The following is a 14,893-nucleotide window of genomic DNA, read 5'->3' as shown; positions in this document are numbered from 1 at the left end:
GCTCAAGATTTTGTGATGGTTTCTTCTAAATTATAAATGATGGTAATCGTCCCCATCAATGCCGCCATATTGATCTTGTTAATGTTAGCCGGCAGCGGATATTCACCAACGCTGAGCACTTTAAGTGCATCCGACTCCTTTTTAAATGCCTTCTGCTGATCGGCGTAGTAAGCACTCAGCAACTTAATTTCCTTATCTGTCGGCTTTCGGCATACAATCAACCTGAAAGCCTTGGTTACCTTTTCCTCCAGTGATCCATTTCCGCCAAGTAAACGGGCCGCTAAAACGCGTGAAGCCTCCAATACTGAAGGATCATTCATCATCACCAATGCCTGCAGCGGTGTATTTGTGTTTAAACGCTTCACTTCACACTGGTCACGATTGCTTGCATCGAATATGCCCATTGCCGGTGGTGGAACCGTCCGTTTAATAAAAGTATACATGCCCCTTCTGTAAAGGCTCTCTTTATGGTCCTGTTTGTAGCTGGCTAATATCCCTCTTCCTGAAGTAGCACTCTCCCATAACCCTGCGGGCTGATAAGGCTTTACGCTGGGCCCACCTATAGTTTTAACCAGCAAGCCACTGCTGGCCATTACGACATCCCTAACCAGTTCTGCAGGAATTCGGTACCTCGGCGCACGGGCAAGCAATACGTTCTCAGGATCTGTTTTCAGTTTTCCCTGGCTAATGACAGCCGATTGCCTGTAAGTAGCAGACGATACGATCTGTTTAACCAGTCGTTTGATGTTCCACCCATGTTCCATAAAATCCACTGCCAGCCAGTCCAGCAATTCAGGATGAGAAGGAAGTTCGCCCTGCATCCCAAAATCTCCGGAAGTTTTAACAATACCCCGTCCGAAAAACTCCTGCCAAACCTGATTTACAAAAACCCTGGCAGTAAGCGGGTTTTGTTTATTGAACAACCACTGCGTTAATCCCAATCTGTTCTTAGGATAACCCTCAGCAAATGAAAGGATTGATTTTGGAGTTCCTGCCTCGACTTCTGTACCGTGCGAATCGTAAACCCCGCGGTTAAGTATATATGTTTTTCTAAGCGTATCAGCATCACCCATCACCGAAACAATCAGTTTATCTGTATCCTGTTTGTTTACAAATTTCAGGATCTCTTTCACATCTTTATTGCTGATCTCCATTAAAGGCTTCTTGGCGTAGGTCTCCGGCCCTCCAACTGAGGATTCCAACCCCACTTCCTTCACATTGTTAAAGAAGGCAAAAACCTGGTAATATTCTTTCTGTGAGAAAGGATCATATTTATGATCGTGGCAATGGGCACACTCCAGGGTAACCCCGATAAGTGCCTTTCCAAAGGTATTGGTGCGATCGGTCACATATTCAACCCTATATTCTTCATCAATCACGCCCCCCTCTTCAGTAATTTTATGGTTTCGGTTAAAACCAGTTGCCAGCAACTGCTCTTTACTTGCATTGGGCATCAGATCGCCTGCGAGCTGCCATGAAATGAACTGATTATAAGGCATATTCTGGTTAAAAGCGTGGATTACCCAATCGCGCCATGGCCACTGTGAACGGTAATTATCATCCTGATAGCCGTGTGAATCCGCATACCTCGCTACATCCAGCCAGTGCAAGGCCATTTTTTCGCCATAGGCCTTACTCTGGAGCAAAGATTCCACCATCTTTTCATAGGCATTATTGCTTTTATCCGCCATAAACCGATCCATCATCTGCAGATCAGGAGGCAGGCCGGTGATGTCCAGACTAGCTCTTTTCAATAACCTTTCTTTATCGGCTTCTTTGTTAGGCTCCAATCCTTTTTGTTCCAGCTTATCTAAAATGAAATAATCAATGTCATTTTTAACCCAGACAGGGTTTTCTACTTCTGGTAGTGCCGGCTTCTTTGGTGGAATAAAAGCCCAGTGCTTTTCATATTTACCCCCCTGTTTAATCCATTTTTCGATGATTGAAATCTCATTGGCCGTCAGTTTCAGATTAGAAGATTTAGGAGGCATCATCACTGTAGAGTCCTGCGAAGAAATACGTAAAAACACTTCGGAAGCGTTGGGTTTAAATGGCACTATCGCATGAGCAGAAGGGTGTTCTTTTAATGCCTTATAAGCTTCCTCTGCAATATCTAACCGCAAATCTGCCTCACGCTTATTGGCATCAGGGCCATGACAGATGAAACATTTATCAGAAAGGATCGGTCGTACGTGAAAATTATAGCTGATGCTATCCGGTAATTTCTCGTCGGAAACAGCGGTTTTAGATGAACTATTACATGCCTGTATTGCATATATAATAGCCGCCAACCCCAGCGATAAACAAAATAGTCTACGATACATACAACAATATTTGGTTTTTTTAGGCTGGTTATTGAAAAAGGAATCATCCGTTATTCTATGCTTTCTTCTAATGCTTTTCGTCATCCTAAACTAGATTACTAATGACAAATTATTTTTAAAACGATCGTCTCGATGGAGCGCAGAGACGAGAGATCTCTTGAATTCTCATAACCAAAGATTCCTCGGGATGACGGGGAGCACAAAACGGCAAATCACTCTTTATCACACAGCCTTATTATCTAGCATAAAATACGGTAAATAAGCTTCATTAAAAATAGACAATCCGACTAATTAAGTGGACTATCCTGTGATAGATTCGTCGAATAACTAAATAGATTATAATTATCGAAACATAGAATTAAGTGATTGTGATTAGTTATCCAAATACCATAAATTTATAAAAGTTAGTACAGCACTAGCAGCCAAGTTTAACCTTATGTATTTATAATATGGAAAAAGAATCAAACGATATCAGTAAATGCCCTTTTCACAACGGCAGTATGAAACACAATACCGGTGGTGGCGGTACCAGAAATGGCGACTGGTGGCCAAACCAGTTAAAACTAGGTATCCTGCGTCAGCACTCCTCATTATCGAATCCTATGGGAGAAGATTTCGATTATACTGAAGCTTTTAAAAGCCTGGACCTGGAAGCAGTAAAAAAGGACCTGCATGCGCTAATGACCGACTCACAGGACTGGTGGCCGGCAGATTTCGGGCATTATGGTCCTTTGTTTATCCGCATGGCCTGGCATAGTGCAGGCACTTACCGCGTAGGTGATGGGCGTGGCGGTGCCGGTGCCGGACTGCAACGTTTCGCTCCGCTGAACAGTTGGCCCGATAACGTCAGCCTGGATAAAGCACGCAGGCTACTTTGGCCAATCAAACAAAAATATGGCCGCAAGATTTCATGGGCAGATCTTATGATCCTTACGGGAAATATAGCGCTTGAATCCATGGGCTTTAAAACATTTGGCTTCGCCGGCGGACGTGCAGATGTATGGGAAGCAGATGAATCTGTATACTGGGGCTCGGAAACCAAATGGCTGGGAGGCGACCTGCGTTACGCGCATGGTTCAGAAGGTGTAGCGAAACATGCGGTATTGGTGTCTGATGATGATGCAGATGGCGACATGCACTCCCGTAAATTAGAAAAACCTCTTGCCGCAGTTCAAATGGGACTGATCTATGTAAATCCGGAAGGCCCGGACGGTAATCCTGATCCTATTGCTGCTGCTAAGGACATCCGCGATACCTTTGGCCGTATGGCAATGGACGACGAAGAAACAGTGGCGCTTATCGCAGGCGGACACAGTTTTGGTAAGACACATGGTGCCGCCTCTTCAGATCATGTAGGGAAAGAACCTGAAGCTGTCGATCTGGAAATGCAGGGCTTTGGCTGGAAAAATAGTTATGGTTCTGGTAAAGGTGCAGACACGATCACCAGCGGACTGGAAGTAATCTGGACGAAAACACCAACGCAATGGAGCAACAACTTCTTCGAAAACCTATTTGGCTTTGAATGGCAGCTTTCTAAAAGTCCGGCCGGAGCACACCAGTGGGTAGCAAAAAATGCAGGAGACATCATTCCTGATGCGTTTGACAGTTCAAAAAAACATTTGCCGACCATGCTGACCACCGATCTTTCGTTAAGGTTTGACCCTGCTTATGAAAAGATCTCCAGACGTTTTCTGGAAAACCCGGATGCCTTTGCTGATGCCTTTGCACGAGCTTGGTTTAAATTGACACACCGTGATATGGGTCCGCGTGCCCGCTATTTAGGTGCCGATGTGCCCTCGGAAGAATTGATCTGGCAAGACCCCATCCCTGCTGTCGACCATAAACTTATAGATGAGAGCGACATCACTGCTTTAAAGTCAAAAGTATTGTCATCAGGACTCACAGTATCAGAACTGGTTTCTACCGCATGGGCTTCAGCCGCTACTTTCCGTGGCTCAGACAAACGCGGAGGCGCCAATGGTGCCCGTATCCGTCTTGCTCCTCAAAGGTACTGGCAGGTAAATAACTCCACACAATTGCAAAAGGTGCTGGATATTCTGGAAAGCATTCAGAAAGATTTTAACGCCTTGCAGTCTGATGGCAAAAAAGTTTCTATAGCAGATTTGATTGTACTGGCCGGTTGCACAGGTATTGAAAAAGCCGCCCAGGATGCAGGAAAATCAACGACTGTTCCTTTTACTCCGGGACGTACAGATGCGTCGCAGGAACAAACTGACGTGGAGTCTGTAGGTTATCTGGAACCTATTGCTGATGGTTTCCGTAATTACCGTAAATCAAAAATCCCTGTATCTACAGAGGAATTGCTGATCGACAAAGCTCATCTTCTGAACCTTACTGCACCTGAGTTGACTGTTTTGCTGGGCGGAATGCGTGTTTTAGATACAAATTTTGACGGTTCTAAGCACGGAGTTTTCACTTCACGTGCCGGACAGCTGACTAATGATTTCTTCGTAAATCTGCTTGACATGAGTACCGCCTGGAAAGCAGTATCTGATGACAAGGAGCTATATGAAGGTACTGACCGGAACACAGGTGCTGTAAAATGGACAGCCACACGTGCCGATCTTGTGTTCGGCTCTAACTCAGAGCTGAGGGCAATTGCTGAAGTTTATGGAAGTGCCGATGCCCAGGACAAATTTGTGAATGACTTTGTTGCAGTCTGGAATAAAGTAATGAATGCAGACAGATTTGATTTGTCTAACTAGATAATTGCCGTTTTTATAATGGCTGTAGGAGAGATCTCTTGTTATATTTCAAGAGGTCTCTCCTTTTTTTATGCAATGTCAATCATCCTGAAGTCCTAAAGCTTAATGTATTAGGATTTTACAGCTTTTTGTTAAATCGAAGATTTCGACCTATTGATGCTCATTTATGTCGTTATACTGCCAAAGGATATTTATTACTTTCCATTTTCCATTAGTTTTTACGATGTGCATATAATCTATCCACGTATCAGCAATTAATTTGACCGATGCAATTTTTGTTGAAATATCAAGTAGTTTAACATCCTTTCTCGGATTTTTGGGAAACTTATCACCTTTTATATTGTAGCTCTCTGCCAGAATAATCATGTTTTCTGTAAAAAATTCAGAAACATAATCCTTTTTTGTAGTCTTATTCTTAAAGACAGACCTTTTCACTAATCGAGGATGTAAGACATCCTCCATCAATTTTGGATTTGGATTATGCTGCGATTCAATATATGCCAAGGCAACGCGGTTGATATCAATTGTGTCTTGAGCTGTTTGGGCCTGAAGTTTAAAAGTTGTAATCAAAATAATCAGGAAGATTGATGTGCTATTTTTCATACGGCAGTTAAATTGTCAACGAAAATTTCGAATTCCCTATTTTTATTTACCATAACAGGGCCATGTCCAAAACAAATAATTTTTGGACGTAACTTAGATAATTTCCTTAATGATTTTATATTTTCAATTTGGTTAGTTGTAAATATATTTGGAGGCAAATGTAAACCTTGCCGGGTCGTTAACAGATTCATATTTGTAGCAACATCTCCGATGATGAGAATGCCATCCTTTTCTCTAAAAAAAGATAGGTGTCCGGATGAATGCCCAGGGGTTTCTATTATTCGAAAATTCCCAATCATATCATTCTCTTTAATCGTTTTGTCCACTTTGTGGCCTTTTCCTGCCCAGTATTTTTGTTGAAATTTTGCAATTATATTTTTGTGAGAAGGATAGTCTTTTGTTACTAACCCTGTTTCTGACCTTATTACTTCATCACTATGACAAAAGAGTGGAATTTTAAATTCATTACAGATCTTATCACTACAGCCCTGATGATCGGGGTGTGCATGTGTTAAAACATGTAGATGAATTGGGATTTTACTGAGCGATTGAGTTATTTTTTTGTATGAACTCCTGATCCCAGAGTCCACTAAAACGCCTTCAATGATATAACAATTAATGCTATTTCTCGGCATTAGAGAAATATGATATACTTCTTTTGCAATCTGTTGTGCCATTATATTCTATTTGATACAAAATTAAATTCTATCAAAAAGAATATAAAGGACATTTGTCCTAAAAAGAACTATCGGTAATGATTTCTTTTTTTATCCTCGACAACGTTCTTTGTGTAATGCCTAAATATGAGGAAAGATCTTGTGTCTTTACTCTTTTTATCAGGTAAGAAGAACTGGCCAAAACAAATAAATATTTTTCTTTGGCAGATTTGCTATTATAATTAAGTAAATAACTTTCTTTTTCAGCATAGTCCTGTTCGACCAACAATTGGGCTATGCGTGCCCATGAAGAGATCTTAGAAAGAAGATGGGTTAGATCTTTATAGCTGATACTCAAAATAGTACTGTCTTCAATTGCCTGGATACTTTTTTTAGAGGACCGCCTGGAAATTAGATCAGTATAAGAAGTAATGAATTGGTTTTCAAATTTGAAACAGGTAACATTTTCAATTCCATCAAAATTTGTAGAGAACGCTTTCGTACCTCCATTTATGATAAAGCCAACTTGATTACAAACTCTATTTTCTCTGATGAAGAAATCTCCATTTTTTATTTTTTTATGCTCAAAAAAGCCAATTGAGTAATTAATCTCATCTTCTGAAAGAAAATTCATTTTTGACAAATAACTCTTAAGTTGTTCATTCATAATTTTCATTGACTAAACGAATCAATTTAAAATGTTTCTTCATTAATTTTTAATAATGTAAAGATAAAAAAAGCTTGCAATGCATCCATACGGTTGAATTTACAACCTAACTGACTCTTCCGCTTTCTTTCCATCATCCGTTCGGCATGTTTTCATATCTACTAGAGCACTTCACAACCCCTTCATAGGGGTTAGTCAAGGGTTGGTAGGGCCATAGCTTTTCCAATGGTTATATAGGAATTGTATAGCTATTGCATTTCAGTTGCAATTCTATAATGCGTGACCGAAATAATAAGACAATCAGGGGAAGCGGTCGCTTCCCCTGATGTTATTTACTGTTTCACAAGTCTGAATTTTTGTGCGTTATATTGGTGTGCTGTATAGATATCTATCATGGTACCATTGGTAGTACTACCACCATTGACATCCAGATTTTTACCTGGCGCACAGGCTGGCGTCATGTTGTAATACCCCTCACCTAAATGGTTAATTTTCCATTTTTGTGCAGTGGAATTACTAAAATTGTAAACCTCAATTGGTGTAGAGTTTGATGAAGATCCACCGGTAACACTGAGTGCTTTAGTCGTATCTGCTACACTTTTGAATGCATAATCGCCATTTCCCAATGATCTTAATAACCACACCTGGTTATTACTTGTCGGGTAATTGTTCGACCAAAGTGTAACAGCGGTCCCGTTCACAGGGCTGGAGCTGTTTACATCAACCACACTATTGAGGTTAACTGCAGCTACAATTTTGTATTTTGCACCATTTATCAGTGTAGCAGGATAATTAAATTTAAATGTGATTAAAAGAACTGATAAATTACTGTACTGGGCTAATTTCGTCGCCAGATCTGCTTCGAGGTAATATCTTGACAGCGCCCAAGCATACATTTGAACACTATTTCCACCTACAGTTTTGGTAGCGAAGAAGTTCTTCATAGGTGTATTGACACTGGCATCATAGCTAATTCCGTCAATTCCATATGTAGTCAGTTTATTGAACATTTCCGTCATTGCGGTCTGTTGTTGTGCTTCGGTTTTACCGTAAACATCTTCCCAATTGCTGTAATAACTAACGGTCCAGCCCTGCTGCTTAAAACTCACAAGGTAGGGAATGTACTTGCTTTCTACGAGCACACGGTTTTTTATGCCATACAGGGCATCCATACTGTTCAGCGTAGTTAGAAACAACTGCTCGTTTGCACTACCGTTTAAGTCCTTACAATCCAACCACAAATGTTCAAAATTGGGCATTTTTTGGTTGAGGTTCTGGAAATATTGTGCCAGCGTTTGCCCTGTTGCGGTTGCCGCTTCATGGCCCACCAATAGCGTTGGCTGGCCGTTCTTCAGACCAACAAAAATATCGACCTCCAGACTTTTTATTCCTGCATTGATGATCTCATCAACTTTTAGAAGTTCATTTGCTCGGTGAGCAGCTACAATTTGTCCGGCACCAAGATTTAAGTTTTGCACTGTGCTCAGTTCGGATGGATGTCGTTTTGAATTCCCCTCCTGGTTAAAAGGTGTCGCTTTTGAACAGCTAAAAAGGGCCATAGCCAATAACATCAACATTTGAAGAATAACTGGCTTTTGCTGAATTGATACTACATTTTTCATAATTAATTTGTTAATAGGTTGCACGCTGCTGACTGATAGCCGGCATTCAAGTTAGCTTCCGAATAAAGGGACAACATGTGCATGATTTATAAATATGGATGATTAAAAAAATTAGAATTTATGAGACTTCGTACGGCCAACTCCTTTAACCTCGAAGCCATTAGGGTAAATCTCGAGAATACCATATGCATTCTGATCTGATGTTTCGACCATTCCCTCCAGCGTGATACATGGAATCGTGGAATGGTAACCAAAGTCGCCGCTATGGTGGTGCCCCGCAAAAAGTGCCTTAACGCAATTATATTTGGATATAACCTGAAGGATATTCGCACTATTTAAAGCTGTAAATCCCCTTGAAAAATCCAGCGGATGATGCGAAAAGATAAATACATTTGTACCCTCGCTTTGAGCCTTCGCCAATAAGCTGTCGACCCAAATCAACTGTCGGCTGCTGACTCCCCCATTATATTCCTCCGCATTGACTCCTTTGGCTACTTTAATACTGTCTACCATTTTTCTGAGCTCTTGCTCTTTCCACGTTCCAGTTATGTTGGCATATGAAGCGACTTCATTGGTATTCATCATGATAAATAGCCAGCCCTTTTTTGTAAATGAATAATATTCCGCCGGCATTCCAAGCTTTTTATATAAAAACTCATTTTCTGTGACGCCATGATAATCATGGTTTCCTGTGGTCGTATAGATTGGTTTCTTCAGCCTTTTTAAAATCGGCAATACTGAATCCAGATCCTTTGGGTTTCTATCTATTATATCGCCCAGGTTAAGTGAAAATTGGACTTTTTGCTTATTCAGCTCATCAACGCAATTTCTCAATTTGCTCAATGAGTTTCTATAATAACGCGTACCCCTTGATTCTATATCAGCGTACTGAATATCCGCTATAAGACCAACACGCAGAATAGGTTTCGATTGCTGGGCTTTGGTCATGAGACTTCCTGCTACAGCTATTACTGTAAGGAAATAAGTTATTTTGTTCATGTTTTTTCTATTTTACCAGCCTGGATTTGGAGCCAGCTTTGGATTGAGTGTAATTTCATTGGTTGGGATGCTTTCCAAATAATCGCGGTTGACTTTAAAACCATATCCATTTGGCAATTGGGTTTGGTAGGGATCAAGGAAACCATTACCATCAGTTTTATAGTTTATTTTTTTACCTACCCATTCAGCAGCATCATATGGATAGCCTTTCGGTCTTTTATTTAATAAAAGGTTATGGGCCCGCCACCTCATTAAGTCTGTATAACGAAAACCTTCAGCACCCAATTCTACAGTTCGTTCCCGGCGAATCTCCTGTAGTTCATTTGATATCGCGTAACCGTAATCAGCATAAGTACTTCGAAACGGGTCAGGTTGTACGGAGAAGTTCGGCATGTTTACACGGTTACGTAACAGATTTAGTGATTTGCCGTAATCGACAGCTTCACCTAATTCTGATTTGGCTTCAGCGTAGTTCAATAATGCCTCTGCATAACGAAAAACTATAGCGCCAGTTGTGCTGTTGGTATTCCACGAAACGCCACTTCCTGCCTGTGGATCTTTAGGATCATTACCTTTTCTGATCTGGAAACCGGTATTGTTTAGAAATTCGCCTGACTGATCGAGGAAAGGTTTGCTAAATGTTCCTTTTCCAAATCCATTGTCCCACATGATGGCATTTGGTGTCCAGATGGTCTGTGCAAGCCGTGGATCACATTCCTGGCCAATTTTGGTTAAAAACTTACTGCCTTTAACTGTTTTGCCTGTATTTAAGAAATCATAAGGGGCACCGGTTTTATCCAGATAATGCTGCACCTGCTGGAGTGTAAGCATATTTCCTGCGGTACGGTCAGAGACATAAATCTGAAATGAATGACCCATCTGTAAACCAATGTCATATTTTTTCCAAAGCAGGACTTCCCTGTTAGCAGACTGGTCTGTCAATGAAAATAATCTACAGTAGTCCTCATTCGGAGAACCAGTAGTGTAAATGCCATTGGTGTATTGCGCTTTCATCAATTCTTCAGCAGCATCTACCGAAGTCCTGAAATATTTATTCGGATCAACGCCTGCTGTGCCAAAATCTGTTCCCTTATGGTATTTTTGCCATGAACCTTCGAACAGTGCAACACGTGATTTGAACAATAGGGCAGCTTCCTTACTCAACCGGTTGTTGCCGCCAACTGCCGCTTTCAAGGGATTTAAGTATTCAATGGCTTTATCCAGGTTCCATAAGATCGAATCCACCACCACAGTCCTTGAATCACGGGGTTTATAGAGTTCATCAGATTCAATATTCAGGGGATTGCTAAACCATGGTACATCTCCATATGCGACAACTTTCTCAAAATAATACCATGCTTTAAAAAAGTGCGCTTCCCCTACATAATGTTTATAGGTATTCAAGGGTTCGATACACCTGCGGTAGTTCGCAAAAAATACATTCACACTTTGAATATTCGTCCAGCTCCAGTTCCCTCCCGATGTCACAATAGAGCGAGATCCGTTCCAGGTAGTGCTTGGTACACTTATGATCTGGGTATCAGAACCACGCGTGCCGTCCCACCCAATAAGGCCGGTATAGCTGCCAACGTTACCAAATGCCGGAAAACTAGCATAAAACTGAAGTGCGTATTTCTCCAGGTCACTCGCGGTTTTCCAATAAGCATCATTAGATATCTGAGTTAAAGGTTCTCTTTCCAGATAATCTTTTTTACATGAACTAAGCAAGATTATCAATAGCAGGCCTGCCTGCAAGCATATATTTCTTTTCATTTTCTGTTTTAGTTATGATTAAAACGTGATGTTTAAGCCAAGCGCCCAGATGGCTTGTGAGAATATGGTTTTGCCATTGCCAAGTTCTCCGACATTAGCTGTTTCCGGGTCAAAGCCCACAGGAACCTTGCTCCATGTCCAGATATTTTCACCTGAAAAATACAACCTTGCTCTGTTTAGCCCTATTTTACTGGTTGCCGTTTTGGGCAGGGTGTAACCGATCTGAAGGTTTTTTAATCGCAGGTACGCTGCACTCTGCAGATAGCGGGTTTGTACCTGCTGATTTTTGTTGTATAGTGCAGCCTGACTATATGGTCGCGGGAAATACGCATTTGTATTTGGTCCCAGGCCAGAGTAGGTGCCCACTTCGGCGTCGCGATAGTAATTCAGGTGATGTGGGAATAATGAGGTCTGATTCCAGTTGTTGAAACCCCAGAATACATTGCCGCTAATCCACAGATCACGTTTCGCTGTACCCTGAACAAAAAGTGATACATCCAGGCTTTTATAGTTTGCAGTTAGATTGAGGCCAAACTGGTAGCGGGGTGTAGAATTACCGATTACCTTACGGTCGCCGTGTTCGTTCACTGTATTTTTGCCATTGTCAATTATGCCATCATTGTTTAAGTCTTTATATTCCACATCGCCGGTACGCCATACCTGGGCATTGATGAAATTTTGCATTTTGCTTGAATTGATAAAATCGGCTCTATCCTGTGTTTGTATTAAGCCAACAGTCTCATAGCCCCAGATTTCGCCCACGGTCTTTCCTGTATAATCAGTAGTTAGTATACCGGTAGTGTTCCTGTATTTAGTGACTACACTTTTATAGTCGAAAAGCATTCCTGTAATGCTGTAATTGAAATCATTACCGATCTTATCTTTCCAGGTCAGTGATGCATCCCAGCCCCGTGTACGTAATTCCGAGTTGTTTTCCTGGGGTACAGCAGATCCCAGAACTGCCGGAAGGGCTTGTGCAGGTCCCAGGCGGTTGAAAGTTAAGCGCTGATAATAATCAAAACTCAGCTGCAGTCTGTTGTTGAAAATCCCCATATCAATTCCCGCATCAATGGTTTTGGAAGACTCCCATGTCAGTTCCTGGTTGATCAGATTAGGTGCGGTAGTATATGCCGGGCGGTTAGAGTTCAAGATCCAGCTCAGATTGGTTTGTACGCCCAATAAGGCTAAATCCTGGTAAGAAGCTACGTTTTGATTACCTAAACTACCCCACGAACCCCTTAATTTCAGTGTATTGATATGTTTTGAGATTTTCCCCCAGAATGGTTCATTCACTACATTCCATCCAAAAGAAAACGAAGGAAACCAACCCCAACGGTGATATTCAGCAAATCTGGATGTGCCATCGTACCTTGTATTTACTTCAAGTAAATATTTATCCAGGTAGTTATAATTAAACCTCATGAAATAGCCTTTGGTAGCCCAGTGAGTAAGGTTATCATAAATTTGCATCTCTCCGGTCGCTGTCGAGATTGAAGGTACTTCCGGAGTGATCAGCTCGCGTTTAAGTCCGCCGAGTAAGTCATATCGATTAGATTCCTGTTGATACCCCCCTAACAACGCAAAATGATGGTTCTGTGCCAGATCAAATTTGTAGGAGGAAAATATATTCAGGGACTTATAGGTGGTATTGGATTTAGATTTCGTGATGTAAGATGGAACTGTGGAGGCAATTGGAGTAAGGATGCCGTCAACCTGATCTTCGTAAGCCGTAAGATTCTCTCCTACGAATTGAGTAAATGGAAGCGTAACCGAATAATCAGCGTTAATGGATAATCCTTTCAGTGGAGTGATCTCTGTTGCAAGCCTTTGTAAAAGCTCACGCCTTGTTGTTGTTTCATTTCCAGTCTGCATTAACGGTATTCTTGACAATGCCGAGTACTGGCCGTTAGGGGATTTGAGATACTGGTTGGGATGGGTACGGAATATATGGTGGATTACCATGCCATAATCGCCTTCGCCGTTGTAAACCGGATTGATCCTGGTTTCTTCAACAATACGGGTATTGGAAGATAATTTCCACCAGTCGTTCAGGTTTAAGTCCACCTTTGAGTTGAGGTTAATCCGGTTATAGTTGTCACGGGCCATTTTAAAAATACCTTTTTCATAAGCGTGGCCTGCTGAAATAAAATAGGCTGCATCCTTACCACCGCCCTTTATAGAAATATTTTCCTGGTCACGGCGGCCATTGCCAAAATGAATGTCAATCCAGTCGTTATTTCCATTAGATAAGAGGTAGGTAGCCCATTTTGTCGGATTTGCCGGATCGGGAACAGTTTCGGGCAGACCGGGATTACTTTGTCTGGCAAGGATCCTGTCAATAGTTTCCTCTGAAAACAGTCTGGCTACGCCCTGGTTGTCATGAAATTCATTCATAGCCCTTACAAAAGTATAGGAATCAATCATTCGGGGTTTGCGGATGATTGACGTTATACTGGAATTAGCTGAAGCCTCTACCTGGATTTTTTGATTTTGCTTCCCGGACTTAGTGGTGATGATCAATACGCCATAAGGGGCTCTTGCACCATAAATAGCAGATGCTGCGGCATCTTTTAATACAGATATATTATCTATGTCATTGGGGTCGATGGTATTGATATCACCGGCTGTACCATCTATAATTACATATGGTGCTCCCTGACCCCTTATCTGCATGTTTGGACTGGCGCCGGGTTCAAATCCGCCGTTTCCATAACTGAAATTTACACCAGAAACCGTCCCCTGTAGCGCTTGGGTGACATTGTTGGTTGGTCTGTTTTGGAGCTTTTTACCATCAACCACTTCAACGGCACCAGTAAGATTCGTTTTTTTCTGTGTGCCATACCCGACAACAACAACTTGATTTAGCTCGTTAGTAGCCTCTTCCAGAGCGATTTTTAGCGAAGCCCCTCCGGTATAAGCAACTTCCTTGGGTTGGAAACCAACTGATGTGACCATCAATTTACCTTCTTCCGGAGCATTGTTGAATGAAAAATTTCCATCATTATCGGTGATGCTCTTTTGTGCGGTTCCTTTTATTGCCACAGATGCTCCCGGGAGCCCCATGCCTTTGATGTCTGTAACGGTACCTTTTAAAACTATCAAGTTAACGAAACCTAATACCGGGTCTTTCATCACAGAACCTTTTAAATTCCTGTCTGCTTTGGGCCTGACCACCACTGTGTTTTCAGTAATTATATATGACAATGATTGACCCTGGAATACCAGTCGCAAAGCGTTTTCTAGACCTACATCCTTAACCTTAATATTTATCGGTCTGGTACTATCCAGATCTTTGTCATTATAGATAAAGTCGTAACCGGTTTGTTTGGTTATTGATTTGATAATGGTACGCAATGATGCCTTATTTTCATTGAGCGTAATCTGTGCTTTAGTTAAAGCACTAACCTGGACTAAAGAGACAATAATTATGAGTGTGGTGATTTTCATAATGCGTAGAAATTGTGGAATGCTGCTTTTTATATGCCATTTCCAAAAAAAGATATTAATTTTCATTAATTTTACG

At 41.5% G+C, this 14,893-nt stretch carries 9 protein-coding genes; 1 reads left to right on the top strand and 8 read right to left on the bottom strand.

Features of this window, described 5'->3' with window-relative positions; translation table 11 throughout:
- Window positions 1–2 precede the first annotated feature (2 nt).
- Window positions 3–2,324, bottom strand: a complete 2,322-nt coding sequence (locus tag FA047_RS00360) for a PSD1 and planctomycete cytochrome C domain-containing protein (protein WP_136834011.1) — start codon at window positions 2,322–2,324, stop codon at window positions 3–5.
- 449 nt (window positions 2,325–2,773) lie between these two features.
- On the opposite strand from FA047_RS00360, the gene katG reads away from it, so the two are divergent.
- Window positions 2,774–5,050 carry a catalase/peroxidase HPI gene (gene katG, locus FA047_RS00355; protein ID WP_136834010.1) on the top strand — a complete coding sequence of 759 codons (2,277 nt, stop codon included), beginning with the start codon at window positions 2,774–2,776 and terminating at the stop codon, window positions 5,048–5,050.
- Between the two features lie 150 nt (window positions 5,051–5,200).
- Here katG and FA047_RS00350 read toward each other — a convergent pair whose 3' ends face one another.
- From FA047_RS00350 to FA047_RS00320, 7 genes are all read right to left on the bottom strand, one after another.
- Complete coding sequence (locus tag FA047_RS00350) at window positions 5,201–5,653, bottom strand: nuclear transport factor 2 family protein (RefSeq protein WP_136834009.1); 453 nt, start codon at window positions 5,651–5,653, stop codon at window positions 5,201–5,203.
- A complete protein-coding gene (locus FA047_RS00345; protein ID WP_136834008.1) occupies window positions 5,650–6,330 on the bottom strand; it encodes an MBL fold metallo-hydrolase in 681 nt (226 codons plus the stop codon). The genes FA047_RS00350 and FA047_RS00345 overlap by 4 nt, the downstream gene beginning before the upstream one ends.
- 58 nt (window positions 6,331–6,388) lie before the next feature.
- A complete protein-coding gene (locus tag FA047_RS00340; protein WP_205943216.1) occupies window positions 6,389–6,943 on the bottom strand; it encodes a Crp/Fnr family transcriptional regulator in 555 nt (184 codons plus the stop codon).
- A gap of 365 nt (window positions 6,944–7,308) precedes the next feature.
- Window positions 7,309–8,598, bottom strand: a complete 1,290-nt coding sequence (locus tag FA047_RS00335; protein WP_136834006.1) for an RICIN domain-containing protein — start codon at window positions 8,596–8,598, stop codon at window positions 7,309–7,311.
- A gap of 111 nt (window positions 8,599–8,709) precedes the next feature.
- The gene (locus FA047_RS00330; protein WP_136834005.1) at window positions 8,710–9,597 is read right to left on the bottom strand and encodes a metallophosphoesterase; all 888 of its coding nucleotides are present in this window, start codon (window positions 9,595–9,597) and stop codon (window positions 8,710–8,712) included.
- A gap of 12 nt (window positions 9,598–9,609) precedes the next feature.
- Entirely contained in the window at window positions 9,610–11,370 is a 1,761-nt protein-coding gene (locus FA047_RS00325) for a RagB/SusD family nutrient uptake outer membrane protein (protein WP_136834004.1), read from the bottom strand.
- Between the two features lie 18 nt (window positions 11,371–11,388).
- Window positions 11,389–14,883: a TonB-dependent receptor gene (locus tag FA047_RS00320; protein WP_136834003.1), complete on the bottom strand. Its 3,495-nt coding sequence runs from the start codon at window positions 14,881–14,883 to the stop codon at window positions 11,389–11,391.
- Window positions 14,884–14,893: the final 10 nt, after the last annotated feature.

Origin of the sequence: Pedobacter frigoris (assembly GCF_005116445.1) — a bacterium.
Lineage (GTDB): Bacteria > Bacteroidota > Bacteroidia > Sphingobacteriales > Sphingobacteriaceae > Pedobacter > Pedobacter frigoris.
Note: the sequence above shows the minus strand (reverse complement) of the source record. Positions and strands in the feature narration are given on the sequence as shown.